The organism is Listeria rocourtiae subsp. hofi (assembly GCF_963575615.1).
Taxonomy (GTDB): Bacteria; Bacillota; Bacilli; order Lactobacillales; family Listeriaceae; genus Listeria_A; species Listeria_A hofi.
Window position 1 is genome coordinate 1 of record NZ_CAUYTL010000031.1, and the last position, 26370, is coordinate 26370.

The following is a 26370-nucleotide window of genomic DNA, read 5'->3' on the forward strand; positions in this document are numbered from 1 at the left end:
GTTTGGCTGAAGGGATCGGTCTTGAAAACCGACAGGCGGGTAAGACCGCGCGGGGGTTCGAATCCCTCTTCCTCCTTCATTGAAAAAGATTTGAGTCTTATTGACTCGAATCTTTTTTTGTCTACATATTTCGACTGATGGAAACAAACTGCGCCTGTACAACTTGCGCTAAAGCTTGCGGGTTCACCTCGACTTGAAACCCTCTTTTACCAGCTGATATTAGAATTGTTTCTTGTGATTCAGCTAAATTTGCGATAAACGTAGGAAATTGTTTCTTCATACCGATTGGCGAGCAACCACCGCGTATGTAACCTGTGACGTTTTCTAAATCCTTTATCGGTAGCATTTCCATTTTTTTATTTTGGCTTACCTTGGCTAACAACTTCAAATCAAGCTCTTGATTTCCTGGAATGCATGCCACGACAACACCAGTTTTGTCTCCTTTTGTCACGAGGGTTTTATAGATTATTTCCGGTGGCAAACCTAAGTCTATTGCCACTGTAACTGCATCTATATGTTTATCTTGGAATGGAATTTGATAGAGCTCATATTTTATTTTCCGCTGATCTAAGATTCTACCAACGTTTGTTTTTTGTATTTTCATCTCTTAATTCCTCCATAAAAAATCGACATCATTCTGACTAGGATAAAACCGCCCTACCGTTATTTTCGGGTAGGACGGTTTCTTTGCTTCCTAAAATTAGGAAGGATTTAAATACAAGTCTTAGCTAACGATTTCTTCATCCGAAACACTTTCTTTACGATCCCATTTCACGATGATTTTCACGGTTTTCTTGCGTTTATCTACTTCCTCATAACTTTCTGAGTATAATTGCTTTTGGTGTTGCACTTGTTCTGCGATAAACCCTGCTTCCAGTTTGAACGTTACGTTACCATCATTGTTCAACCGGAGCGCTGTCATTTCACCGCTCAACAAAAGATGCATTTCATCTTTTTTCTCACTGATAACTTCTAAATCACCAAACGATGCTTGTTGGAAAAAGTCTGTTAGCTCATCTAGCGTTTCGAGTGGATATTTACGCGCGAGTTCTTTTCCTGCCCAGTATAGGATGTGTGGTGTTTCCTCACCTAGCACATTCGGCAATAGTGTATCGCGAATTAATTCATATCCAAAAACCGGTATCATTTTTTCATTTACAATTTCATTATTTTCTGCCATTAATAGTACCCCGCTTTCTTCTCCTTCTTAATTATAACCAGAAAACCCGCAAAATAGAAACATCAACCTGCAAAATTCGTAAAAAAACTATAAAATCATCAAAAAACTTGCGAAAACAGCGAAAAAATAAGAAAATGGAGAGTATAATCTGAATTTGTAGTATACTTAGTAGGAAGACGAAATAATAGAAATTGAGGCGAGACGTGTGAAAAGAGCAATCGGTTTTATTGATTCGGGCGTTGGTGGACTGACGGTTGTCAAGGAAGTTCTCAAACAGTTGCCCCACGAGCAAATATATTATTTAGGTGACACCGCACGTTGCCCTTATGGCCCGCGTGACAGTCAAGAAGTAAATCAGTTTACTTGGGAAATGACAAATTTCCTCGTAGATCGCAATATAAAAATGCTTGTTATCGCTTGTAATACAGCGACGGCAGCGGCTTTGGCAGATATTCGCGCAAAATTAGATATTCCAGTAATCGGTGTTATTCAGCCTGGTTCTCGCGCTGCTTTAAAAGCAACACAAAATAATCGGATTGGTGTTCTAGGTACAATTGGAACGGTACAAAGTATGGCGTATCCTAAAGCTTTAAAGGGGTTAAACCGGCGTGTGGAGGTAGATTCACTGGCGTGTCCTAAGTTTGTGTCCGTTGTGGAAAGCCGTGAGTACAAAAGCGCGATTGCTAAAAAAATCGTGGCAGAGTCCCTACTTCCTCTTAAAAGCACTAAAATAGACACAATCATACTTGGCTGTACGCATTATCCGTTGCTCAAAACATTGATTGAGAATTTTATGGGTTCTAGTGTGGCAGTTATTAATTCCGGAGAGGAAACAGCGAGTGAAGTTAGCGCCTTGTTAGATTATCACAATTTACTAGATCATGATGAAATTGGTGTGAATCATCGTTTTTTCACAACTGGTTCCGTTTCCATTTTTCAAGATATTGCACAAGATTGGCTTGATGTTCCAGATATGCAAGTGGAGCATATTAAACTCGGAGGTGTATCGTAATGAGATTAGATGGTAGGCAAAAGGATGAATTACGTCAAATAGAGATGATTCCTGGGTACATAAAACATCCAGAAGGCTCGATTTTAATTACGGTTGGTGATACGAAAGTGATTTGTTCGGCTTCTGTGGAAGATCGCGTCCCCCCTTTCATGCGTGGTGAAGGACGTGGCTGGGTTTCAGCAGAATATGCCATGTTACCTCGCGCAACGGAACGTCGAAATATCCGTGAGTCTTCGAAAGGAAAAGTGACTGGGCGAACGATGGAAATTCAACGTCTAATTGGGCGTTCTTTGCGCGCTGTCGTTGATTTGGATGCGCTTGGCGAACGGACAATTTGGTTGGATTGTGATGTAATTCAAGCAGATGGCGGGACAAGAACAGCTTCCATTACGGGGGCGTTTGTGGCGATGGTAATCGCGATTGCTAAATTGCATGATACTACTCCTTTCGCAAAATTTCCCGTGCATGATTTCCTAGCCGCAACGAGCGTTGGTCTACTTGAAAACGGAAACGTAGCGCTTGATTTGAATTATGTAGAAGATAGTGCTGCTGCGGTGGATATGAACTTAGTAATGACTGGCGCTGGACGTTTTGTTGAATTGCAAGGAACTGGTGAGGAAGCCACTTTCTCAGAGCAAGAATTAAGCGAGCTTTTGATTTTAGGTAAAAAAGGGATTCAAGAATTGGTCGCTTTACAAAAAGACATTCTTGGTGTGACAGCCAGCTTGATTGGAGGCGCTGTAAAATGAAAAAACTTGTTATCGCTACAAACAATGTCGGTAAAGCCCGCGAATTCGAAAAACTTTTTGGAGCGTACGGTATTGAAATTTTGACATTAGCCGACTTTCCAGAGATTGGAGAAATTGACGAAACGGGTACGACTTTTGCTGAGAACGCGGCACTAAAGGCAGAAACAGTCGCTGAGCAGATTGGACAAGTTGTGATTGGCGATGACTCTGGATTGATTGTAGAGGCCTTAGACGGCGCGCCAGGCGTTTATTCTGCTCGTTATGCAGGAAATCAACACAATGATGCAGATAATAACGAAAAGCTATTGAGAGAGCTTACAGATGTACCAGATGAGTCACGCCAAGCGAAGTTTCATTGCACCCTTGCGATCGCGTTCCCTGGTTCACCATCAGAATTTTTCACTGGCGAATGCGCCGGAAAGATATTGACTGCACCACAAGGAGTAAACGGTTTTGGCTATGATCCCCTCTTCTATTTAGAGGAGTTCGACCAATCGATGGCAGAAATTAGCGCAGAACAGAAGAACAAAATTAGTCACCGTGCAAAAGCTTTAGAAAAAATTGCAAAAAATATAGACCAACTGCTTGAAAAGATTGTATAATAAGAAAGTGATTAAAGATGGGGGAGAATAATTTGAAATTACTAGTAGTCAGTGACAGTCATCATGAACGCGACTGTCTCATCCATTTGAAAGAAAAATATGAAGGAAAAGTTGACGCGATGATTCATTGTGGCGATTCTGAACTCGAGAAAGACGATGCTGCAATGCAAGGGTTCCATACAGTTCGGGGAAACTGTGATTTTGGTTCAGACTATCCTAATGACTGGGTCGGTGTTGTCGATGGATACCGGATTTTCACAACACATGGTCATTTGTATAACATTAAGATGACATTGATGAATGTGCGTTACCGCGCGCGTGAATTGAATGCTGATTTCGCTTTCTTTGGTCATTCTCATGAGCTTGGCGTAGATATGTTGGATAATACGATTATTTTAAATCCAGGGAGTATTTCACTTCCAAGAGGACGCGTTCACGAAAAAACCTATGCATTGATTGACGCAACTGATGACGGTGTAAAAATTCGTTTTATGACAATTGATGATGTCGAATTAACAGATTTAACACAAACATTCCCGCTCGTGAAGAACAACTAGTTTTTCCAGCGGGTAAGGTCGTTATCGCATAAAAATGGATAAACTTGCAGATATATGAATATTTTTAAATAAATTCGATAAAACCATTGACAAATCTCTGAAAAAATCATAGAATGATACTTGGCTGTGAAAATTGTATAGCGTGTCCTGATAGCTCAGCTGGATAGAGCAACGGCCTTCTAAGCCGTCGGTCGGGGGTTCGAATCCCTCTCAGGACGTAATAAAATGTTGTTATATAGCTATTTAGAGTGTAGTGTTGCATGAACGGTATTCGAACTTGTACGTTTTCCGCACATTCCCCTTACTCGTAATGATAGCATAGCGAAATAAAAAACCATTTCCTGCATGATGTAGGGAATGGTTTTTTTGTTGTATATGAAACGTCAAACAAACAGCGAAGCAAGGCTATAATCACTAAGATAATAACCGCATAGACTACGAATCTAAGCGCCATGTCTATGAGCACTTCCGCGCCTGTTTGCTCTTTATTGTCGTCCGCCTTTGATACAGATGCGAACTCGACCCTTCTAGTTGGAATACTCTCGTAAAATCGTTTAAAAATATGTCGGAAGTCGTGATAGAAAATCTAGGCTCTGGTACTTCGTTGAACTCGTGAATCCTGCTAACATGAAAAATTTGCTACTAATAATTCATGTTAGCGTCGTTTTTTACGATTTTATGAACGAAATAGATAAATTAAACCTAACTAAGCCCCCTGCCTATCGTAGCGCAAGGGGTTTTTACTTCATTCATTTTATTATGGGTGAATTTCCTCCAGTTGGAATAATTGAGCGTTTCGGAATTGGCTAGACGCAGGGTGTAATTGCTCTACTTTAATTGGATTTCCAACGGCGGCCGAAGCATTATGCACATCCCATACCATATTAGAATTCTTTTTATTGTGGAAAATAAAGTTTCCGGAGCCTGTATCTTCTAAAGTCCAGAGCATTTTATCATCAAGGTTGGTTTCTTGTCCTTCCCATTGCAGATTTCCGACACCAACTTCTCCGGTCCATTGAGCACTGTAACCAATAGGAGGAATTATATTTATCACATAGGCGTTTTTTGAGGCAACATAGAAAAATTCGTAGTAGTTAATTTCAGTCGTAGGATTTTTTTGTCCAAGTTGAAATCGAGTATTTACAACTAAATTTGGATTTAACTTAGGTTTGACAAAATACGTACCATTTTTCACTGTTTGATTTTCAGCAGCGTTTGCAGATTCTCCATGGAACATTGCAGTCACCAGTAACAATGTGGCAACAATAACTAAACTAATTTTTTTCATACAGCTCTTACCTCCATTTTCTATTTTCTTTTTTAGGTGTCGATTATAACATAAAATTATTTTTCCGAAGTGACATGGATGTAAGTTTTAACGTACATTTTTGTAAGGGCGCTACGATAGGCTGACGCACCAAAAAACCACGTAACCGTTAGAGTGAGTTTTTTTGCGTAAGAGCTATATGGCGTCAGACTGAAGGTTCAACTCCTTGCATTCAAATCGTTTTCGAAATAATACATAAATTATTCGGGATCGAATACGCGGCTTTCTTCGTCAAGCGGATTATTCATACACTCTTGAGCCCATCTCCTCGCGATTTTCCATAAAGTATTTATAATCATCCTTAAAGTGCCTGTATCTTTAAGTCGTATAAGCAACGTGTTATCACTGACGTTCGTGGACGACAATCACACATAAATCCTTATCCAGATAAGTAAGTCCTGTGGCGCTCATGTAGCTTTTTTGTATATGCATTTGATAATCGCTGATAGTGAGATCTCAGCAGGCTTTGCCGTACGCGTTTGTCCAACGACAGTTGTCAACGCCTTCTTATTAATTTGCCGACGAATCCCTCTCAGAGCGTAATGAAAAATTGATGTAGAGTGTATTAGTCTAACTTGGCGACTGCCTCCTAACAACATCAGATCACAAAAAAACGCTTCTTCCTAAAATGGAGAGCGTTTTTTGTATGTGAATGATTTTCAAAAATGAGGCCGGAGCAAAAACCACTTTCACATAAATACCACAAGTCCTTTTTTTCGAGTAGGATGTGAATCTTGCTTGACACAAATCGAGCGCTTGTAGCTGATTTATTTGGGTTATGCACTAAACCCTATTTCTATTTTTAATCCTCCAACTCAAATCGATCATGCAGTACTTGAGCTGCTTTAATCATTTTCTTCTCATCTACCACTGTTGAAACTTTGATTTCCGATGTACTAATCATCTTGATTGCTACATCATTATCCGTCAGCGCTTCGAACATGTGCGCCGCAACACCTGGGTTGGATACCATGCCTGATCCAACAATCGACACTTTGGCTAAGTTTTGTTCGGATTCCAACTTAGCGTATTGTAGTGCTTCCTGATGCTCTTCTAATACGGCTAATGTCTCAAGGAGCGCTTTTGTTTTAATTGTGAAGGAAAGGTTTCCGTGGCCCAGTCCCGTGATTCCTTGAATGATAATATCTACATCAATATTGTGATCTGCGAGCGTTGTAAAAACTTTTGATACGCGCATGTTTTCTTTCTTATCCCAATGAATTGTCACGCGGGTAATTTTATCTTCAAATGCGATTCCTCGCACGACTTTCGTATTTTCCACGGTCATTTCCTCCTCAATCATCGTTCCTGCTTCGATTTCATGGCTCGCTCGGACTTCAAGCGGAATGCGGTAGTTTTTCGCGTATTCCACTGCTCTTGGATGCAAAACGCCGGCTCCAAGATTCGCCAGTTCAAGCATTTCATCATATGTTACTTGGCTCAGCTTACGCGCATTTTTAACGTAGCGCGGGTCTGTTGTAAAAACGCCAACGACATCGGTGCATATACTGCATTTATCCGCTTCTAACGCGGCGGCAAGTGCCACGGCCGTCGTATCTGATCCGCCTCTTCCTAGCGTTGTAATTTCGCCCTCCCCACTGACACCTTGGAATCCTGCAACAATAACGATTCGTCCTTTGTCCAGTGCGGTTTGAATCATTTCGGTATCAATATCTAGAATTCGAGCATTACTCGCAACTGGCTCGGTCGTGATTCCAGCTTGCCAGCCTGTGTAAGATACTGCCTCATAATTTTTCTCGTGAATTGCCATCGAAAGTAAGGAAATCGTGATCTGTTCTCCGGTAGAAAGCAGCATGTCCATTTCGCGCTTACTTGGATGCTCACTGATTTCAAGCGCCATATCAACTAGCCGATCTGTAGACTTGCCCATCGCCGAAACAACCACAATAACTTGATTGCCTTTTTCAAATTCGCGAATAGCTTGGTCTGCTGTTTTTTTTATTTTTTCAATGGCGCCTACCGAGGTACCGCCGAATTTTAAAACTACTCTGCCAAAAAAATATCCCTCCTATTTCGGTTTTTCTTCATTCATTTTTGCAAATTTTGCGTGGACTGCTTCTGCCACAGCTATCGGTACGCCTGCTTCTTTTATTTCTGCAACAGACGCTACTTTTAGTTTTTTCATAGAGCCAAAATGTTTCAAAATCGCTTTTTTGCGACCTGGCCCAACGCCTGGAATGCCATCGAGTAAGGATTGGAAACCCGTTTTGCTTCGTAGTTGGCGGTGGAATGTGATAGCGAAGCGATGGACCTCATCTTGAATTCGTTGGAGGAGGTAAAATTCTTGGCTATTTCGGTGAAGCTGAACAACTGCTAGTGGATCGCCAAATAGGAGCTGACTCGTTTTGTGTTTGCTATCTTTGGCAAGACCAGCGACCGGAATATCAAGCCCCAATTCATTTACTAGCACATCTTTTGCGCTGTCAATTTGCCCTTTTCCTCCATCAATCAAAATGAGATCTGGAAGCGGTAAGCCTTCTTTAAGTACGCGCCAATAACGACGTCTCACTACTTCACGCATCGTTGCATAATCATCTGGACCTACAACCGTTTTGATTTTGTATTTGCGGTAATCGTTCTTACTCGGACGGCCGTCAAGAAACGTAATCATCGCAGAAACTGGGTCTGTACCATGAATATTCGAGTTGTCAAACGCTTCGATTCGGTTTGGTGTTGGAATTCCCATCGCTTCTCCAAGTCTTTCTGTAGCACCGACTGTTCGCTCTTCATTGCGCTCAAGTAGTAAAAATTTCTCATTTAGCGCAATTTTAGCGTTTTTATAAGCTAGTTTCACAAGGTCCTTCTTATTGCCGCGCTTCGGAACGAGAATCTTCGTATTTGGCAACAGCGCCTGAATCGCCTCTTCATCCACGTCATCCGGCAGAAAAATTTCCTGCGGTGGTATATGATTCGTTTTCTGATAAAACTGTCCGATAAATGTTAGGAAATCCTCATCTGCATCACTATAAAATGGAAATTGGGAAACATCGCGTTCAATCAATTTCCCCTGCCGAATAAAGAAAACTTGCACGCACATCCAGCCTTTATCAATCGCATAGCCGAATACATCGCGATCCACAAAGTCATTCATCGTCATTTTTTGTTTCTCCATCGTCGTTTCAATCGCCGTAATTTGATCACGATATTCCGCTGCTTTTTCAAACTCCATCGATTCTGCAGCCTCTTGCATTCGCGCCATTAAATCTTGCTTCACTTCTTTGTAACCACCATTTAAAAACTGTACAATCTCATCCGTCATCGTTTTATACGTATCCTGCTCCACCTTAAACACACACGGTGCCAGGCATTGTCCCAGATGATAGTACAGACAAACTTTACTCGGCATCGTCGTACATTTGCGTAATGGATAAAGCCGATCTAAAATTTTCTTCGTCTCATTCGCCGCGTAAACATTCGGATACGGGCCAAAATACTTCCCTTTGTCACGTTTCACTTTCCGTGTAATAATTAATCGCGGATGTGTCTCGTTTGTTATTTTAATGAAAGGGTAAGTCTTGTCATCTTTTAGCATAATATTATAGCGCGGATCATGCTTTTTAATTAAATTTATTTCGAGTAACAGGGCCTCCACGTTCGAGGATGTCACAATGTATTCAAAATCACGAATTTCTTGCACCAAACGTTGCGTCTTACCGTCATGCGATCCAGTGAAATAAGAGCGCACACGATTCTTCAAAATTTTCGCTTTGCCGACATAAATAATTGTGCCCTGCTGGTCTTTCATCAAATAACAACCAGGCTGATCAGGCAACAAGGCAAGCTTATTTCGGATATGTTCTGTCGTCATCATTCACCACCCCAATCTATCAGCGAAAAATACCATAGCAAGCGTTTTTTCCTGCTTCTATAGTCCAATTATCTTCCTCTTTCAGTGTAGCATAAAACGGCTTTGTTGCAACAAAAAAAGCTAGGAAAAATGAGAAGGAAACAGAAACTAAATCATGTTCCTCCTCACTTTAACCAGCTTTTTGAAAATGCTATAGGTATTTCGCTAAAACTTCATCTAATTCTTCTTTTGGACGATAGCCGATAATCGTATCAACCACTTCGCCGTCTTTCTTAATTAGTAATGTCGGGATACTCATTACACCAAATTTACCTGGTGTTTCTTGGTTCGCATCCACGTCCATTTTAACGATTTTTAATTTATCACCTTGTTCCGCGTCAATTTCTTCTAAAACTGGCGCAACCATACGGCAAGGACCACACCAAGTCGCCCAGAAATCAGTAAGCACTAGACCTTCGCTTGTTTCTTTTTCGAATTCTGCATCTGTAATTTCTTGAATAGCCATTTCTCTACCTCCTTACACATATTGTAACGCTAGTATAGCATTCCGTTTGTGTATGGAGCCAATAATCTGCTCAAATCTTACTTCAACTCGGCAATCGTTACTCCATTTCCACCTTCTGCTGCTGCACCGAATCGAATTGATTTAACCATTCGATGATGCTTCAAGAATTCTGTAACGCCTTGCCGCAACGCTCCTGTGCCTTTCCCATGAATAATACTAACTTGGTGATAGCCAGCAAGTAATGCAGCGTCGATATACTTATCCACTTGTTGTAACGCGTCTTCGTAGCGAACACCTCGCAAGTCCAATTCCGTTCTTGTAACCGAATTATCACTTTTCACCGTAGTTACGTGACGCAATTTTTTCGGTTGTTCCGGTTTCATATACTCTAGATCCGCTTCTTTTACTTTCGTCTTGATAATCCCAATTTGCGCATTCCATTCTTTACTATTCACTCGGTTTAAAAGTACTCCTTTTTGCCCTAATGATAAAATTCGGACTTGGTCACCTTGAGCAAATTTATGCGCGACTTTAGGAACATCATGCACTACTTTTTTCTGAATTGTTTTTGGCTTCACCTGGTTTAAACGGCTTCGCATCTCGATTAGCTCATGTTCTTTAAGGCCTGCTGCACCTTGAAGTTGCATTTTCCGTAATTCTTGGATGATTTCCTCTGCCTCAACTTCTGCTTTTTCGATGACATTAGCTGCTTTTTCGCTTGCTTTTTCCATCAATTTATCTTTTTGGTCGTGGTAAGCAATAATCTCTTTTTGGAGGTCCTTTTGTAATTTTTCTGCATCACGGCTCATTTGATACGCTTCTTCGTATTCCAATTCTGCCGCTTTACGTTTTTCTTCTAAACTCGAAATCATGTCATTCAAGTCTGCGCTCTCCGTATCTACCAAGCTTCTAGCGTCCTCAATAACCGCCTCATTCAACCCAAGACGGCGCGAGATTGCAAAAGCGTTACTGCGACCAGGAACACCTATCAATAAACGATACGTCGGGCTAAGTGTTTCCACATCAAATTCCACCGATGCATTTGTCGCAAATTCCCGATTATATCCATATGCTTTTAGCTCCGGATAGTGTGTTGTAGCCACTACGCTAGCTTGTTTCGCAGCTACCGCATCAAGAATCGCAATGGCAAGCGCCGCTCCTTCTTGCGGATCCGTCCCAGCCCCCAGCTCATCAAAAAGAATCAAGGAATCTGCATCCATTTTATCAAGAATCGAAACAATATTCGTCATATGAGAAGAAAACGTACTCAAACTCTGCTCAATTGACTGCTCATCACCAATATCCGCGAAAACGTGAGAGAACACAGCAAGCTCTGACTCTTCCTCCGCAGGGATCTGCAAACCAGCTTGTGCCATCAATGTCAATAGTCCAAGTGTTTTTAGCGTAATCGTCTTTCCACCCGTATTTGGTCCAGTAATTAGCATCGCACGGTAATCACCGCCAAGCAAGATATCATTGCTAACAACCGTTGCAGGGTCAAGCAATGGATGACGCGCACTAAACAATCTCACAACCCCATCTTGATTTATTTGTGGTGTAATTCCTTTCATCGATTTCCCAAACCTAGCCTTCGCAAAAATAAAATCAAATCGCGCGAGCACATACGTATTTTGCCTAATTTCTGAAATGAATTCTGCTAAAACAGCCGAAACTTCTGCTAAAATACGCTCGATTTCTTGCTTTTCTTTTGCTTGTAATGTGCGGCGTTCATTATTCATGTCTACAACGCTTTGCGGCTCAATAAATAGCGTTTGGCCTGAAGCTGATTGATCGTGGACAATTCCGCCGTAATGCCCTTTATATTCATGTCTTACTGGTAAAACATAGCGGTCATTTCGAATTGTAATAACCGTATCACTCAACATTTTTGAAGCATTCTTATCACGCAAATACTGCTCCAAGCGCTCGCGTACACGACCTTCCGTACGACGCAACGTCTGACGAATATTTCGTAAAGCTTCACTCGCCGTATCTAAAATTTCACCAGCCTCATCAACCGTGAGAGCAATCGTGTCCTCCGTATCGCGCATTGGCACAAGCTTACTAGCTAACTCATCCAGCAATTCTAGCTCAACACCTTGTTCCACAAGACCATCGATAAATTGCTTCATCAAACGACTCACGCGGAGATTGCTACCGGTTTGATAAAGCTCCAAACCACTCAAATCACCGCCAATTTCAAGGCGTTTCATATGTCCAGCCACATCATAAATACCAGATATCGGCGCAGCCCCACGTAACCGAATAACTTTCGCACCTTCCTCGGTTTCCCGTTGCGCTAACTTCACTTTGTCGATATCCGAAGTCGGCTCTAACGCTCGGATCGCTGCTTCACCCAACGCAGAAGAAGCAAATTCGAGAAGTTGCTGCTTTATTTTATCGAACTCTAAAATCGTTTCTACTTTTTTACTCATAATATTTAGCCCCAGTTAACGTCCTTCACTTACGGACGATTATTTTTAATAAACGCGAGAAAATCTTCTTTTCCCATCGTATTTAGTACATTCTCTTTACTCAACCAACCTTTCGTTGCCGCCCGAACGCCAATCTCCATGAAATCCAAATGTTGCGTATCATGCGCATCTGTATTTATCGCTACCCGCACCCCATGTTCTGTAGCAAGTTCCAAATATTTCGCAGTCAAATCTAAACGTTGCGGATTCGCATTGAGCTCGAGCGCCGTACCAGTTTTCGCTGCCATTTGAATCAACTGCTCCACATTCACGTTATATGGATCACGACGACCGATGACTCGACCTGTTGGATGCGCTATCAGGTGCACATAAGGATTTTCACAAGCTACTTGCAGGCGGTTCATGATTTCCTCCTCTGTTTGCGAAAAGCTAGAATGAATGGAAGCAATCACGAAATCCAAATCTTTCAGTAAATCATCCTCAAAATCAAGTGATCCGTCTGGCAATATATCCATTTCAATTCCTGACAAAATCTCAATTTCCGCATACTTCTCATTATAAGCTCTAATCTCAGTTTGTTGCTTGCGAATACGCTCTTCCGTCAACCCATTAGCGACTCTTAAAAACTGCCCGTGATCCGTTATCACCATATACTCATAGCCCTTCGCAATACACGCCTCAATCATTTCGGGCAACGAATACGCGCCATCTGACCAAGTAGTATGCATATGCAGATCTCCTTTTATATCCTCAAGTTGAACAAACGCTGTATCTGCCTTAATTCGATCAATCTCCGTACCATCACGCCGTACTTCAGGTGGCAAAAACGGAATAGTAAAATGAGCAAAAAAGGCCTCCTCCGTCTCAAATTGCTTCACATTTCCATTTTCATCCTCCACGCCATATTCATTAATTTTCTCTGCCTGTTGCTTGGCAATTTGACGCATCCGGATATTATGATTTTTTGAACCCGTAAAATGGTGCAATGTACTAACAAACTCGGCTGGTGTAACCATTCGGAAATCTACAGAAATCTTAATCCCATCAACCAGATCCACCGAAACTTTCGTATCTCCAGCGGCAATCACTTGATCAATCGTCTTAATCGCTAAAAGTTGTTCGGCTACCAAGTCTGGTTGATCTGTTGCAATAACAAAATCCAAATCCTTCACAGTTTCCCGCAATCTTCTAAAGCTGCCCGCATGTGAGAAGCGTACAATTTCAGGAATTCCAGCCAAATAAGCTTCTAAACTTTTCGCAATCGGTAACACATCATTTAGCGGATAACGATCAGGGCGTTCTCCCATTTCCTGAACCGCCTCCACCATCTTATCAACAGATTTCTGACCAAAACCTTTCAATGCTGATATGCTACCATCAGCCGCCTTAGCAAGTAGCGAATCTCGATCTACAACTCCCAACTCTTGATACAGTCGAGATAACTTTTTTCCGCCAAGACCAGGTACTTTTAGAAGTGGAACCAAACCTTCAGGAACCTCTTTTTTCAGCGCTTCCAGCTCCTCTGATTCACCCGTTTCTAAAAATGCTTGAATAATAACAGCTGTTGATTTACCGATTCCGCTAATCTTAGTAAAGTCATCTATTTCCGACAAACTGCGCTCATCCTGCTCTAATGCTAGTGCCGCCTTTCGAAATGCCGATATTTTGAAAGGATTCTCACCTTTTAGTTCCATATATAACGCAATCGTTTCTAGTAAATCAATAATTTTCTTTTTATTCATCATTCATCACTCCCCTTAAAAAGCAGAAAAGCTGGAACTGAGCAGCCCCAGCTTTTCGCTGACATCTATAAAACTATTTCGGTAATATCCCCGTCATCCATTTGTAGAATGCGTCGGACAATAATGGCGTGTTTTTCAAAATCCATTCTGCCACAGATGAGCCAGAAATCGCATTTTGTGCCCACTCTGCTGGGAAAATAGCACCAACGTATAAAATCAAGAAAACAATCAAATACGTTTGTAAAACTCCTAATGCAGCACCAATCAAACCATTTACCTGCCGTAAAACCGGTACATTGGTGACACCTTTAAACAAGGAAGCAATCATATGCACAACAATCGTTGCCACTAGAAAAATCATCAAGAAGGCAATACTATTGTAATACGCATTTTCTGTGTGAAGCGTTTCAAGTAACGCATAAAAATCATTCGACTTATCCAATTCAGGATATGGAATAAATGTAATATGCGGTGCTAACGCTTCATAATACTTATATGCTACAAAAAAGCTCAATAAATAACCAATCGTAATAATTAGCTGTCGTAAAACACCATTACGATAACCATTGAAAAATCCACCAATTAATAAGATGAGTATAATAACATTTAAAACCATTTATTCGCGTCCTTTAATCCGAGCCAGCTCTTTCTCCAACTCTTGGTATTTTTGCTCTAATTTCAGATAATCGTGCGTGGCATTAACGGCAGTCAAAACAGCTAGCCTTCCACTATCTAAAGAACGATTCTGTGCACCAATCTCATGCATCTTCTCATCCACTAGACGTGCGACTAAACGAAGATGTTCAGTAGATTCAACACCAACAATGGTATATTCTCTTCCGTATATAGTTGTTGTCAGTTTATTTCTAGTATTATCCGCCATCTGTTTTCCTCCTCATTCATTTCCTGCGCACACATTTATCCTACTTGTACCCCATCTTATCATGAATTGTAAACGAAGAAAAGCACAAATGTTCTAATTCAGAACGATTTCAGCCTTAAGTATGAAACAATCTCGTGAATTATGGTAAAATTAAAAGCGATGAACCTAAAGAAAGAAGATGATTCCAATCGCAAATACTGTTATCCAAGCAACACCAAAACAGATCGAAGCCATGCAAAGCGCTTATTTATCACATATGTCCGACAAAATACCACCTGGAGCAATTTTTGCTGTCAAAAAAACAGGGCTTTCTATCACCGCTTATAAATCTGGCAAAGTCATGTTCCAAGGGGCAAAAGGAGAACAAGAAGCCGCGAAATGGGGCACGGCAACAACACCAAAAACGAAGTCAACAAAAGTAAGCTCTTCCACTCTGCCTCCAGGTTTCGCATCCAAAAATGTTGCTGGATCCGATGAAGTGGGAACCGGCGACTATTTCGGCCCGATGATCGTCGCCGCATGTTATGTAGACCAAGCCATGATGCCACTTCTAAAACAGCTCGGTGTCAAAGATTCCAAAGCTATGACTGATCCAGAAATTTGTGAGATTGCTAAAAAAATTATCCCTATCATCCCTCACAGCCTCCTATTATTACCCAATCCTAAATACAACGAACTGCAGGCAAAAGGAATGAACCAAGGACAAATGAAAGCAATCCTGCATAATCGCGCTTTAGAAAATGTTCTCAAAAAAATAGCACCTATCAAGCCTGATGCGATTCTAATCGATCAATTCGCTGAAAAAAACACCTATTATCATTACCTCGCTAAAGAAGCTTCCGTCGTTCGTGAAGATGTTTTCTTTGCAACGAAAGCAGAGAGCCTACATCTCTCGGTTGCAGCTGCATCCATCATAGCCAGATCACGTTTTGTCGAAGCTTTTCATGAAATGGAGAAAGAACTCGGGTTAACTATTCCAAAAGGAGCGAGTTCAAAAGTTGATCAAGTAGCTGCTGATATTATAGATACAAAAGGAGAAGCGACACTCCAACACTACACGAAATGGCACTTTGCAAATACTGATAAAGCTCGTAATTTATCACATAGAAGCTAAACTACGGACTAAAAACGATATTTTCACCTACATTTTGAGGCGAGAATATCGTCTTTTATATGTTTGGAATCTGCCAATTTATCGGCGCTACATCGTTGTCTTTTAAATATTGATTCGTTTGCGAAAAATGCCGACATCCCATAAAACCACGATTTGCTGATAGCGGGCTCGGATGAACCGTTGTTAAAATTAGATGATTCGGATTCCGTAACAATACTTGCTTTGACTTGGCGTTGTTCCCCCACAACAAAAAGACGACTGGCTCCTCTTTTTGTCCAAGCAACGAAATAATCGTGTCCGTTAGCATTTCCCAGCCTTGTTTTGCATGTGAATTCGGCTTTCCTTCCCTAACTGTCAAAACAGTGTTCAGCAGTAATACGCCTTGCTCGGCCCAAGGTAATAAATAGCCATTATTCGGAATCTCCAAACCCAAATCACTCGCCAGTTCCTTATACATATTAACAAGCGATGGAGGCGTTCTAACACCTGGCTTCACAGAAAAAGACATCCCGTGCGCCTGCCCCGCTCCATGGTACGGATCCTGCCCTAGAATCACAACTTTTACATCTTTAAAAGCCGTATATTTCAGTGCATTGAAAATATCATACATATCAGGATAAACTTGCTGATTCCCGTATTCGACTTTTAAAAATTCACGTAGCTTCAAATAATAATCTTTTGTAAATTCTTCTTGTAAAAGCATGTCCCAATCATTTCCTAATTGAATCATAGTGTTCCTCCCGCTTATTCTTGATACCACAATTATACATGTATCACGCAAATAAATGAACCGTTTTCAAAATTTTTATTTAAAGATTTAGCCTCTAGATAAGAAATTGAAATTGGCGCGACTTCTTTTTAGCCAACATGTTTACGAAACCTCAATAACTCATCGACCTAAAACTTATTCCTCTATTTTATTATGGATAGAAGAACAGTTACAAATCGATGAGTTTTTTCTTTATGACTTACTAAACGAAAGTCTGCATGAGGTTTTTCTATTAGCGAATAACCGCATCAAATTTTGTCTCAAGCGCTGTTACAATGGCTTGATTGGCTTTTGTTACTTCCTCATCTGTCAATGTTCGTTCTGGATCGAGGAACGTGAGTGTGTAAGCCATCGATTTCTTATCTGCGCCCAATTTTTCGCCTTCAAAAATGTCGAAAAGCTGAATATCAGTTAGAAGTTTGCCGGCTTGGGCTTTGATTTCATTTTCTAGTGCTGCTTGACTCACTTCTTTATTTACTAGTAAAGCGATATCACGTGCCATGCTTGGGAATCTTGGAATCGTATGATACGCTACAGCTTTTTTCGGTGCTGCTAGCAATTGTGTGGCATCCAATTCGAATACGTATGTTTCTTTCAAATCCAGCTCAGAAGCAAGTGATGGATGAACTTGGGCGAGATAGCCGATTTCTTTTCCTGCTAGCCAGATGGATGCAGTTCTTCCTGGATGCAAATCTTGTTTTTCTGCTTGCTTCCAATCTAAAGCTTCTTCTAATCCCAGTTTGGCAACAACTCCCTCGATCATACCTTTTAATAGGAAGAAGTCAACTTTCTTGTCTTGTTTTTGCCAATTTGTTTCGTACCAGCTTCCTGTGATAAGCCCTGCTAAATGTTCGGTTTCAAGCGGTAAATTATCGCCTTGTGTGGCATAGAAAACCGTACCTAATTCGTATAGCGCAACATTGCTATTTTTGCGAGCTACATTATAACTGGCTGCTTTTAGGAGTTGTGGCACAATGCTAGTTCGCAAATGGCTGTGTTCTTCACTCATCGGCATAGAGAGCGAAACGGCTTTTTCTTCTGTAAGAGCTAACTTTGTTGCGGCTTGCTCGGTCGTTAAAGAATACGTCAACGCTTGGTTTAGTCCAGCACCTTCTAGATAGCGACGAATCGTTCTTTTAGCTGCTTGATCGACTGTTAGGTGCCCTGCTGAAACACTGCTAGGCAATGTCGACGGGATTTTGTCATAGCCATAAATACGTGCTACTTCTTCAAAAATATCCGCTTCGATCAGAATATCCCAGCGACGTGGCGGGATGGTAATCGCTAATGCATCGCCGTCTGCCACTAAATCAAACTGTAATTTTGCGAAAATATTATGCACTTCGTTTGAACTAATTTCGGTTCCTAATACTCGATTAATCCTCGTCAACGTTGTCTTAATAATATTTTCTGTTTTCGTGCGATTATCGACTTTTGCCATACCGCCAACGAGCGTTCCACCCGCAAGTTCAGTAATCAGTGTAGCACCGTGTTGCAAGGCTTTTTCCACTTTCCAAGCGTCGCTACCTTTATCATAACGAATGCTCGCTTCTGTTCTCAAATTAAGTTCACGAGACACACGCCCAACATAACTACTACTAAAAATGGCACCTTCTAGAGCAACAGTCGTTGTTGTATCGATAACTTCTGATGTTTCGCCGCCCATCACACCTGCGATTGCAATCGGAGTCTCACCATTTGTAATCACTGCATAGCCTTCATTTAATTTACGCGTTTCTCCATCCAATGTTACGATTTCTTCATCATTCATAGCTAGACGAACAAGAATTTCTTTGCTGCCAAGTCGTTCATAGTCAAATGCGTGAAGTGGTTGACCATATTTCAAGCAAATGTAGTTCGTCACGTCAACTACGTTATTATGCGGACGAATACCAGCTTTCATTAGCTTAGTTTGGAGCCATAGCGGTGATTCACCAACTACGACATCCTTTATCACTTGCATCCCGTAAAATGGCGTCGTTTCTGCATCCTTCACGCTCACTTGAACATAATCCGAAACATCACCTTGTGTTGCTAGTTCTGAAATCTCATCAAATACTGGCTTTTGGTCTACAATCGCACCAACTTCATATGCAACGCCCGTCATGCTTAATGCATCCGCTCGGTTTGGTGTAATCGCCATATCTAAAATCGCATCATCCAAGCCGAGTAATACTGTTGCATCTGCGCCAACTTGAACCTCTGCTGGCAATACAAAAATACCATCTGCAACTGCTTTCGGAATAGTTTTCCCTTCAAATCCTAGTTCTTGAAGGGAACAAATCATGCCCTCAGACACTTCACCGCGTAATTTCGCGCGTTTAATTTTCATGCCACCTGGTAATTTGGCACCCACACGAGCAACAATCACCTTTTGGCCTTTTGCAACATTTGGAGCGCCACAGATAATTTGAATCGGTTCTACTTCACCGACATTGACCGTACATTTATTGAGTGTATCCGCGTTTGGATGTTTTTCGCATGTGATAACTTCACCGACTACGATATTCGTGATGTCCGCATTTAAATGTTCCACGCCTTCTATTTCAATCCCACCACGCGTAATGCGCTCACCTAGCTCTTCTGCTGAAACTGCTAGATTTGGAAAATATTCTTTTACCCATTGATATGATACTAACATGCTTTTTCGCCCCCTTATTCTTTCACCGAAAATTGTTTTGTAAACCGCAAATCGTTTGTGTATAGGTGACGAATATCATCCACCGCATATTTCAACATCGCGACGCGTTCTGGGCCCATACCAAATGCGAAACCGCTATATTTTTTGGAATCAATGCCTGACATTTCAAGCACATTGGGATGAACCATGCCAGAGCCAAGAATTTCAATCCAACCGGTTCCTTTACACACGCGACAGCCTTCACCACCGCATTTGAAACATGAAATATCCATTTCAACAGACGGTTCTGTGAACGGGAAGAAGCTAGGACGCAATCTGACATCGCGCTCTTCGCCAAACATTTTTTTTGCAAGAACAGTCAGCGTTCCTTTTAAATCAGCTAATGTGATATTCTCATCTACAACCAAACCTTCAATTTGCGTAAATTGGTGGGAATGCGTCGCGTCATCATTGTCGCGGCGATACACTTTACCTGGGCAAATAATCTTAATTGGCCCATTCGCAAAGTCATGTTGCTCCATCACACGTGCCTGAACAGGGGAAGTTTGCGTACGCAACAACGTGTTCTCTGTGATATAAAAACTATCTTGCATATCGCGAGCTGGATGATCCTTAGGTAAGTTCAACGCCTCAAAGTTGTAGTAGTCCTTCTCGACTTCTGGCCCCTCCGCGATGGTATAGCCCATTCCGATAAACAAGTCTTCAATCTCCTCAATAACTTGCGTCAACAAGTGGGCTGTCCCTTCTTTCACAGCCGTTCCTGGAAGCGTCACATCGATTGTTTCATTTGCAAGCTGCTTCTTAATCTCAGCTGCGCCTAACGCTTCTTGCTTTTCCTGAATTGCATTCGTTAATTCTTCTCGAACCTCATTCGCGATGGCTCCCACTTTTGGGCGTTCTTCTGCAGATAATTTACCCATTTGCTTCATAATTTCGGTCATCGGTCCCTTTTTACCCAAATACTTCACACGTAAATCGTTCAATGTTTCCAAACTTTCCACAGCCGCGATTTCTTTTACAGCCTCTTGTTTCAATTGTTCCAACTGATCTAACACGCTACTTCACTCCTTATTTTTAGCCAAAATAAAAAACCTTATCCACAAAGGGACGAGGTTTATAATCACGCGGTACCACCCTAATAGACAGCAAAAAGCCATCCACTTCATTCAAATAACGGCTTCACACCGATCTGCCTTTCATTAAAAAAATCCCGACAGCGACTCCAGAGCTGAAATGTTCGCAAATACGTATCATAAGGTTATTTCCAGTCTAAGATAACCTCTCCCTAAAAATGCATCCGTATAACTACTTGTCCCCTTCAATGTCTTTCTCATATATTTAGTTGATAGCTTTCATTATAGTATGTTTGAATCGAATTTTCAAGACAAAAAATAAATATGACTCTCAATCATCATGAAACATGATTAAGAGTCATATCTCAGCGTGTCGACAAACACTCATTTTCGTCGTTAAAACTCCGTTCCAGTGCTCTTCTACACTGCGTTTCGCATAACTTCTCACATGGTCGGGGATAAGACTCCCTCCTTGTTTTCAGTCAACGTACTCTAGTACGCTCCGCACTTGTACTCATTTTTGCCTAGAAACTAAGCATTTGTTGCCACGCTGAAGTTTGGTGGGATATCATATGAAGTAGTTTTTCTACAGTCTAGAGTCATATCTTTTACTAATTCTCAGCTGGGGTTAGCTCAATCCAATTCTCTGCCCATTCCTGAACTTGAATCATCACTTTCTCCAAGCCTTTACCTTTTTCAGTCAATACATATTCAATACGAACAGGTGTCTCTGGGTACACATGTCGCACGATGATTCCGGATTCTTCTAACTCTTTTAAGCGCTCAGCAAGGACACGATCACTCATTTGCGTAATCTCGCCTGCAATTTCCTTAAAGCGTTTCGGTCCATCCAACAATACATTAATAATCAGACCAGTCCAACGCTTACCAAGTAGCGAAAAGGCATTCTCGAACTTCGGACACATTGTATGCGTTTGTTCTTTCATTGTTCTCACCTCTAGAAGTATTATACCACATTCCAAGCCAGAAAGTAACTCATTTAAACTCACCAACTTACAATTAATAAGCGTTTCAACCCATTGAAAATTCACTTATTTAAGCGTAAAATAAAAGTAGCAGATAAGCTAATGCCCGTAAATTATGATTGGAGGGACTATCAATCATGACTCAATCTAGGTATGTTGTAAAAAGTAGCGTAACAGAAACCATGGATTTAATCAAATTATCTCAATCAACAAAGGATATCGTGTTTGAAGAGCTTCGCCAGTTCGGAGCTTTCCATCAAGGCATGTTGACTTATGACCAATCTTCTCTACGCCCCGGTAACCATACCGCTCTATTCATTGTTGTTCATGATTTTAACCACGTAACCGAAGTCACTATGATCTCAACAGGCGGCTCTGGTACCTTATTTAACATCGATTGGAGTGCAGCGAAAGGAATTATTGGTGGGGTGAAATCAGCTTTGAAACCAGTGCTTATTAAAGAAGTAAAGATCTCCGACTAGCAAACAAAGAGTACGAACCTGATTTTTAGGATCGTACTCTTTTTGTAGCCTGATTAGAATTACTTCCTCAATCCATACATCAAAATCCCTGCTGCGACCGCAACGTTTAGCGACTCACTTGCACCATATATTGGTATGTATACCTTGTGCGTTAATCGTGTTTGAAGTTCCACCTGAATACCATTCCCTTCGTTACCAACCATCAACGCCAACGTTTCTCGAGGCTCCACTTCTTGTAATTTTGTCGCTGTATCGTCTAAAACGGCCCCAAAAATAGGCACGCCTTCTTCTTCAAAACGCTCAATCCAATGCAGTAAGTTCGCTTGCAAAACTGGAATGTGAAAATGGCTCCCTTGTGTCGAACGAATTACCTTTGGATTGTATAAATCGGCGCTTCCACGCCCTAAAACGACCGCATCATATCCAGCAGCATCAGCCGTACGAATCAAAGTCCCTACATTCCCCGGATCTTGAACACCGTCTAGTAGCAAAAACTTTTTACCAAATAGCATCATAATTTCTGGATCTTCCATCTTCACAACGGCAAAAATTCCTTGATCGGTGATTGTTTCACTGATACTTGTCGCAACTTCTTTATTCACATAAAACACAGGGATATTCGTGGTGTTCCAGCCTTCCGGAATTTTCACATTCGGTGCTACAATCAGTTCCGTTACCAAGCCGTCTTGACGTAACGCCTCCTCCACAAGATGAAACCCTTCTACTAAATATGAAAATTCTTGCTGTCTGCCTTTCTTCGTTTGTAATTTACGCCAATTTTTGACGCGGTCATTTTTCGTTGATTTAATCATTTCCACGATTCATCACACTCCCATTCTTGTCTATTATAGCATATTGGATAATTATTCGGAAAAAGCTTATTTTCAGGTTGTTATCTCCTACTAAAAACTGTTATAATACGTTAAAGATGAAACGCACTAAAGGGGAGATTGAAACTATTATGCAAACAAATCGAGAACAATGGACATCAAAATTTGGATTTATTTTAGCATCAGCGGGCTCTGCAATTGGGTTAGGTGCACTGTGGAAAATGCCTTATGTGACAGCAAATGCAGGTGGTGGTGCTTTCTTTCTGATTTTTGCTATTTTCACTATTTTTATTGGTTTGCCAGTTTTGCTTGGAGAATTTGTTATTGGCCGGAACACGCAGAGTGGCACAATTGCTGCTTACCGTAAGCTTGCACCCAATACGAAATGGGATTGGACTGGGCGCATTGGCGTTGTTACTTGCTTTTTAATTCTTGCTTTTTATTGTGTAGTTGGTGGCTGGGCGTTGCTCTACATATGGAAGGCTCTAACAGGAGCACTTCACAATCTCTCTGTAGAGGCATTAACTGAGCTGTTTGTGGCGACTTCTAATGATCCGTTTCAAGTGATTTTAGCCACAGTAATTTTCATCGCGATTAATTTTTTCGTTTTGCTAAAAGGTATTACAGCTGGTATTGAGCGTGCGAATCGCTGGATGATGCCTGCTCTGTTCATTTTTTTGCTCATATTGATTGTGTACGCCTTGACATTGCCGAACGCGATGGATGGTGTGATTTACTTTTTAGAGCCGAAATTCGGTGATTTATCTTCGGACGGAATTTTGCAGGCGCTTGGACAGAGTTTCTTTTCATTAGCTGTTGGGGTTGGTGGAATGATCACGTATGCTTCCTATTTAAAACGTGATGTATTCTTGCCAAGTAGTGCGTTAACCATTGCCTTGATGAACTTGCTTGTTTCTTTGTTCGCAGGCCTTGCGATATTCCCAGCTGCATTTTCATTCGGAATCGAACCACAGGCAGGACCTGGGCTACTATTTATCGTCTTGCCAGCAATTTTCAACCAGGTTCCGTTTGGCATTGTACTTTTGCTATTATTTTTGGTGCTATTCCTATTTGCAGCGCTGACGTCTAGCTTCAATTTATTTGAAGTCCCAGTCACCGCATTCCTCGAAAAACGGCCAGCAGCTAGGAAACAAGTGCTCTTAATCGTTGTTGCGGTAGTTACGTTACTCGCCGTTCCCACTTCATTAAGTACGGGAGCGCTTGCTGATGTCACTCTTTTCGGAAAGAATTTATTCGAAATTGCGGACTATCTCGCATCCAATATCTTACTTCCAATTGGTGCTTTCTTGATTGCTATTTTTGTCGGATTTCGAATACCGCGCCAGGTTTTACTAGATGAAATCACATCAGATGGAGCTTTTCGATTCAAACTTTTTGCCGCTTGGTTATTGATTTTGAAATATGTATGCCCTGTTGCGATTTTCCTTGTATTTTTGCAACAGTTGGGAATTCTATAATGATGAAAAACGATGATGCGAAATCAAGGCATCATCGTTTTTTTTGCTATAAACTTGTGAAAACTTGTTGGATTGCAAGCTCCACATTGTCATTATGATAATCGAGCTCATCCAGCGCTTCAATCGGGTCTACATAAAGCGCACGCGTCAACAATTCCGAATAGGCCACCGGTTCAAGCCCTGCTTCCCGACCTGCTAATTCGTTTTCATGCGCCTCTTTCATAGCAATTGCTTGGAGTTCGCGGAGTGTCAGTGTTTTAATCTGAGTATCTGATTTCATTGCCCGTTTTGCAAGTGTTAAAAAAGTCTCATTCGATATATTGCGCCAGCCAAGTGTATAACTTTTAGATGGAACTTCATCGTTTGTCGCCCCAATGAGCGCCTGTGCTACCTGTTTCGCTGTCATATAGCATGAGCCACCCGTCGCCTTGTTATGATGATTAACGTACAGTGGAAACTCCGCGCGATGCAATCGTTTTGCATATGTTTTCCACGCTGAGACACGGCCAGGCACTAAGCCAACAACATATGGCAAACGCAAAGCCACTGTGGTTAACCCATTCCCGTTTTCCTGCATTAGACGCATTTCCTGCTCAACACTTGCATAAATATATGGATGGAGCCCTGTCAGCTGTAACTCCGGCCACAACGCATGAAAATAATTATAAAAAGAGGTACAGAGAATGAATCGCGACATCCCAGCTTGCCTCGCGAGTTGTGCCAAATGCTGAACAGGCTCCACATTCATCTGAAAGAAAAATTCTTTCGCTGGTTTCTTCGGAATATAGTGCGAATTCACACCACCCGCAAAAACAAAAATATCATGCCCTTTTAAAAATTTCACAATCTCAGCATCAGACATGTTATTTATATCACCAAAGTGATGCTTGGCACGCGAATCTAGCACGTGATTTGTCGGTACTGGTGGCAAAGAGAACGTCGTTACCTGATAATCCTCCGTGTCCAAAAACGCTTCCGTTGCGGCGTAACCTATTAGACCCGTCCCACCAAGAATAAATACGGATTTCACTGTTGTAAAACCTCCCAGCTCGTTCTGAAGTGGTGTTACTGTTTATCCTAAACGAATCTCTTTTACTTTATCTGCGTCTAGACGTTTCACAACTTCGATAATCAGTTTCACCGCATTTGTAAAATCATCACGGTGAAGCATCGATGTGTGCGAGTGGATATAGCGCGTCGCAATCGTGATAGAAAGTGATGGAATGCCATTTCCAGTCAAATGAATCGCACCCGAATCTGTACCACCTGCAGCGATTGCCTCAAACTGATAAGGAATTTCAAGCTCATCAGCAACATCTGTCACAAAATTGCGCAATGGGGCATGACTAATCATCGATGCGTCATAAATAATAATTTGCGGACCTTCCCCCATCTTGCTGACTGCTTCTTTCGCTGTCACTCCTGGTGTGTCCCCTGCAATACCAACGTCAACTGCAAACGCAATATCTGGCATCACTTGATGTGCTGATGTTTTAGCACCACGCAACCCGACTTCTTCTTGCACAGTACCAACACCGTAAACAACATTCGGATGTTTTTCCTCTTGTAATTGACGCAAAACTTCAATCGCAATCGCAAGCCCAATCCGGTTATCCCAAGCTTTTGCAAGCAAATATTTTTCATTTTTCATCACAGTGAATTCAAAGGCAGGCACAATCATATCGCCAGGTTTAATTCCCCAGCTCACAACCTCTTCTTTATCTGCAGCACCAACATCGATGAACATATCTTTAATATCAAACGCCTTTTGACGCTCTGCTGCACTCATCAAATGCGGCGGCTTAGAACCGATAACCCCCGTAATCTCTTCTCCAGAACGCGTTACAATGGTTACACGTTGCGCCAGCATAACCGAACTAACCCAACCGCCAATTGTTTGGAATTTGATGAAACCCTTCTCATCGATTTGGGTTACCATGAACCCTACCTCATCCAGATGGCCTGCAATCATAATTTTCGGACCACTTGTATCCCCTGTTTTTGTTGCAATCGCACTACCAAGTCCGTCTGTTTCAAACGTATCTGCAAGTGGCTCTATGTATTGTTTGAAGACTTCACGTACCGCACGCTCATTTCCTGAAATACCCTTTGCGTCGGTCAGTTCTTTCAACATTTCTAACTGTTTATCCATCTATTGTTCCTCCTTGAAATTACA

23 protein-coding genes, 1 tRNA gene, 1 pseudogene and 1 other annotated feature are annotated in these 26370 nt (G+C 41.5%); of the genes and pseudogenes, 8 read left to right on the forward strand and 17 right to left on the reverse strand.

What is annotated here, in order from left to right:
- Positions 1–121: 121 nt before the first annotated feature.
- Together ybaK and R8925_RS12330 are read right to left on the reverse strand one after the other, a co-directional pair.
- The gene (gene ybaK, locus R8925_RS12325; RefSeq protein WP_430536141.1) at positions 122–604 is read right to left on the reverse strand and encodes a Cys-tRNA(Pro) deacylase; all 483 of its coding nucleotides are present in this window, start codon (positions 602–604) and stop codon (positions 122–124) included.
- Between the two features lie 120 nt (positions 605–724).
- A complete protein-coding gene (locus R8925_RS12330) occupies positions 725–1180 on the reverse strand; it encodes a YslB family protein (RefSeq protein WP_430536142.1) in 456 nt (151 codons plus the stop codon).
- A gap of 205 nt (positions 1181–1385) precedes the next feature.
- On the opposite strand from R8925_RS12330, the gene racE reads away from it, so the two are divergent.
- From racE to R8925_RS12355, 5 genes are all read left to right on the forward strand, one after another.
- A complete protein-coding gene (racE, locus tag R8925_RS12335; RefSeq protein ID WP_430536143.1) occupies positions 1386–2192 on the forward strand; it encodes a glutamate racemase in 807 nt (268 codons plus the stop codon).
- Entirely contained in the window at positions 2192–2941 is a 750-nt protein-coding gene (gene rph, locus R8925_RS12340; protein ID WP_430536144.1) for a ribonuclease PH, read from the forward strand. The genes racE and rph overlap by 1 nt, the downstream gene beginning before the upstream one ends.
- Positions 2938–3543, forward strand: coding sequence for an XTP/dITP diphosphatase (locus R8925_RS12345; RefSeq protein WP_430536145.1), 606 nt, complete (start codon positions 2938–2940; stop codon positions 3541–3543). The genes rph and R8925_RS12345 overlap by 4 nt, the downstream gene beginning before the upstream one ends.
- 32 nt (positions 3544–3575) lie before the next feature.
- Entirely contained in the window at positions 3576–4100 is a 525-nt protein-coding gene (locus tag R8925_RS12350; RefSeq protein ID WP_036074015.1) for a metallophosphoesterase, read from the forward strand.
- Positions 4101–4244: 144 nt separating this feature from the next.
- Positions 4245–4318 (forward strand) — tRNA-Arg (locus R8925_RS12355).
- 539 nt (positions 4319–4857) lie between these two features.
- On the opposite strand, the gene R8925_RS12360 is transcribed toward R8925_RS12355, so the two are convergent.
- The 8 genes and pseudogenes from R8925_RS12360 to zapA all read right to left on the reverse strand — a co-directional run bounded on the left by R8925_RS12360 (position 4858) and on the right by zapA (position 14821).
- Entirely contained in the window at positions 4858–5388 is a 531-nt protein-coding gene (locus R8925_RS12360; protein WP_430536146.1) for a hypothetical protein, read from the reverse strand.
- Between the two features lie 841 nt (positions 5389–6229).
- Positions 6230–7441, reverse strand: a pseudogene (locus R8925_RS12365) (aspartate kinase); the annotation flags it as partial.
- A gap of 15 nt (positions 7442–7456) precedes the next feature.
- Complete coding sequence (uvrC, locus tag R8925_RS12370; protein WP_430536171.1) at positions 7457–9256, reverse strand: excinuclease ABC subunit UvrC; 1800 nt, start codon at positions 9254–9256, stop codon at positions 7457–7459.
- Positions 9257–9446: 190 nt separating this feature from the next.
- Positions 9447–9761, reverse strand: a complete 315-nt coding sequence (gene trxA / locus R8925_RS12375; protein ID WP_036072803.1) for a thioredoxin — start codon at positions 9759–9761, stop codon at positions 9447–9449.
- A gap of 77 nt (positions 9762–9838) precedes the next feature.
- A complete protein-coding gene (locus R8925_RS12380; protein WP_430536147.1) occupies positions 9839–12196 on the reverse strand; it encodes an endonuclease MutS2 in 2358 nt (785 codons plus the stop codon).
- A gap of 29 nt (positions 12197–12225) precedes the next feature.
- Complete coding sequence (gene polX, locus R8925_RS12385) at positions 12226–13941, reverse strand: DNA polymerase/3'-5' exonuclease PolX (protein WP_430536148.1); 1716 nt, start codon at positions 13939–13941, stop codon at positions 12226–12228.
- Between the two features lie 70 nt (positions 13942–14011).
- Positions 14012–14554 carry a CvpA family protein gene (locus R8925_RS12390; protein ID WP_430536149.1) on the reverse strand — a complete coding sequence of 181 codons (543 nt, stop codon included), beginning with the start codon at positions 14552–14554 and terminating at the stop codon, positions 14012–14014.
- The gene (zapA, locus tag R8925_RS12395; RefSeq protein ID WP_036072802.1) at positions 14555–14821 is read right to left on the reverse strand and encodes a cell division protein ZapA; all 267 of its coding nucleotides are present in this window, start codon (positions 14819–14821) and stop codon (positions 14555–14557) included.
- A 187-nt stretch (positions 14822–15008) separates the two neighbouring features.
- Between zapA and rnhC the strand changes: the two genes are divergently transcribed.
- Positions 15009–15935, forward strand: coding sequence for a ribonuclease HIII (gene rnhC, locus R8925_RS12400; RefSeq protein ID WP_430536172.1), 927 nt, complete (start codon positions 15009–15011; stop codon positions 15933–15935).
- A 55-nt stretch (positions 15936–15990) separates the two neighbouring features.
- Here rnhC and R8925_RS12405 read toward each other — a convergent pair whose 3' ends face one another.
- The 4 genes from R8925_RS12405 to R8925_RS12420 all read right to left on the reverse strand — a co-directional run bounded on the left by R8925_RS12405 (position 15991) and on the right by R8925_RS12420 (position 21365).
- Positions 15991–16665, reverse strand: a complete 675-nt coding sequence (locus R8925_RS12405) for a uracil-DNA glycosylase (protein ID WP_430536150.1) — start codon at positions 16663–16665, stop codon at positions 15991–15993.
- A gap of 271 nt (positions 16666–16936) precedes the next feature.
- Complete coding sequence (gene pheT, locus R8925_RS12410) at positions 16937–19345, reverse strand: phenylalanine--tRNA ligase subunit beta (protein WP_430536151.1); 2409 nt, start codon at positions 19343–19345, stop codon at positions 16937–16939.
- A gap of 14 nt (positions 19346–19359) precedes the next feature.
- Positions 19360–20400, reverse strand: a complete 1041-nt coding sequence (pheS, locus tag R8925_RS12415) for a phenylalanine--tRNA ligase subunit alpha (RefSeq protein WP_430536152.1) — start codon at positions 20398–20400, stop codon at positions 19360–19362.
- 45 nt (positions 20401–20445) lie between these two features.
- Positions 20446–20676 (reverse strand) — a binding site (T-box leader).
- A gap of 353 nt (positions 20677–21029) precedes the next feature.
- Positions 21030–21365, reverse strand: coding sequence for a winged helix-turn-helix transcriptional regulator (locus tag R8925_RS12420; RefSeq protein ID WP_430536153.1), 336 nt, complete (start codon positions 21363–21365; stop codon positions 21030–21032).
- Positions 21366–21541: 176 nt separating this feature from the next.
- Between R8925_RS12420 and R8925_RS12425 the strand changes: the two genes are divergently transcribed.
- Positions 21542–21886 carry a DUF6054 family protein gene (locus R8925_RS12425; RefSeq protein ID WP_430536154.1) on the forward strand — a complete coding sequence of 115 codons (345 nt, stop codon included), beginning with the start codon at positions 21542–21544 and terminating at the stop codon, positions 21884–21886.
- Between the two features lie 59 nt (positions 21887–21945).
- Here R8925_RS12425 and R8925_RS12430 read toward each other — a convergent pair whose 3' ends face one another.
- Positions 21946–22704, reverse strand: a complete 759-nt coding sequence (locus R8925_RS12430; protein ID WP_430536155.1) for a TrmH family RNA methyltransferase — start codon at positions 22702–22704, stop codon at positions 21946–21948.
- 143 nt (positions 22705–22847) lie between these two features.
- Between R8925_RS12430 and R8925_RS12435 the strand changes: the two genes are divergently transcribed.
- Positions 22848–24194 (forward strand): sodium-dependent transporter, encoded by a 1347-nt coding sequence (locus R8925_RS12435; protein ID WP_430536156.1) that lies wholly within the window; start codon positions 22848–22850, stop codon positions 24192–24194.
- A 46-nt stretch (positions 24195–24240) separates the two neighbouring features.
- Here R8925_RS12435 and R8925_RS12440 read toward each other — a convergent pair whose 3' ends face one another.
- Positions 24241–25224 (reverse strand): NAD-dependent epimerase/dehydratase family protein, encoded by a 984-nt coding sequence (locus R8925_RS12440; protein WP_430536157.1) that lies wholly within the window; start codon positions 25222–25224, stop codon positions 24241–24243.
- Between the two features lie 42 nt (positions 25225–25266).
- Positions 25267–26346: a M42 family metallopeptidase gene (locus tag R8925_RS12445; protein ID WP_430536158.1), complete on the reverse strand. Its 1080-nt coding sequence runs from the start codon at positions 26344–26346 to the stop codon at positions 25267–25269.
- Between the last annotated feature and the right edge of the window lie 24 nt (positions 26347–26370).

Coding starts and splice junctions, on each gene's coding strand:
- ybaK (WP_430536141.1), bottom strand. CDS start 604: ATGAAAATACAAAAAACAAACGTTGGTAGAATCTTAGATCAGCGGAAA.
- R8925_RS12330 (WP_430536142.1), bottom strand. CDS start 1,180: ATGGCAGAAAATAATGAAATTGTAAATGAAAAAATGATACCGGTTTTT.
- rph (WP_430536144.1), top strand. CDS start 2,192: ATGAGATTAGATGGTAGGCAAAAGGATGAATTACGTCAAATAGAGATG.
- R8925_RS12345 (WP_430536145.1), top strand. CDS start 2,938: ATGAAAAAACTTGTTATCGCTACAAACAATGTCGGTAAAGCCCGCGAA.
- R8925_RS12360 (WP_430536146.1), bottom strand. CDS start 5,388: ATGAAAAAAATTAGTTTAGTTATTGTTGCCACATTGTTACTGGTGACT.
- uvrC (WP_430536171.1), bottom strand. CDS start 9,256: ATGACGACAGAACATATCCGAAATAAGCTTGCCTTGTTGCCTGATCAG.
- trxA (WP_036072803.1), bottom strand. CDS start 9,761: ATGGCTATTCAAGAAATTACAGATGCAGAATTCGAAAAAGAAACAAGC.
- R8925_RS12380 (WP_430536147.1), bottom strand. CDS start 12,196: ATGAGTAAAAAAGTAGAAACGATTTTAGAGTTCGATAAAATAAAGCAG.
- polX (WP_430536148.1), bottom strand. CDS start 13,941: ATGATGAATAAAAAGAAAATTATTGATTTACTAGAAACGATTGCGTTA.
- R8925_RS12390 (WP_430536149.1), bottom strand. CDS start 14,554: ATGGTTTTAAATGTTATTATACTCATCTTATTAATTGGTGGATTTTTC.
- zapA (WP_036072802.1), bottom strand. CDS start 14,821: ATGGCGGATAATACTAGAAATAAACTGACAACAACTATATACGGAAGA.
- R8925_RS12405 (WP_430536150.1), bottom strand. CDS start 16,665: ATGATTCAATTAGGAAATGATTGGGACATGCTTTTACAAGAAGAATTT.
- pheT (WP_430536151.1), bottom strand. CDS start 19,345: ATGTTAGTATCATATCAATGGGTAAAAGAATATTTTCCAAATCTAGCA.
- R8925_RS12420 (WP_430536153.1), bottom strand. CDS start 21,365: ATGAAAGAACAAACGCATACAATGTGTCCGAAGTTCGAGAATGCCTTT.
- R8925_RS12425 (WP_430536154.1), top strand. CDS start 21,542: ATGACTCAATCTAGGTATGTTGTAAAAAGTAGCGTAACAGAAACCATG.
- R8925_RS12435 (WP_430536156.1), top strand. CDS start 22,848: ATGCAAACAAATCGAGAACAATGGACATCAAAATTTGGATTTATTTTA.
- R8925_RS12445 (WP_430536158.1), bottom strand. CDS start 26,346: ATGGATAAACAGTTAGAAATGTTGAAAGAACTGACCGACGCAAAGGGT.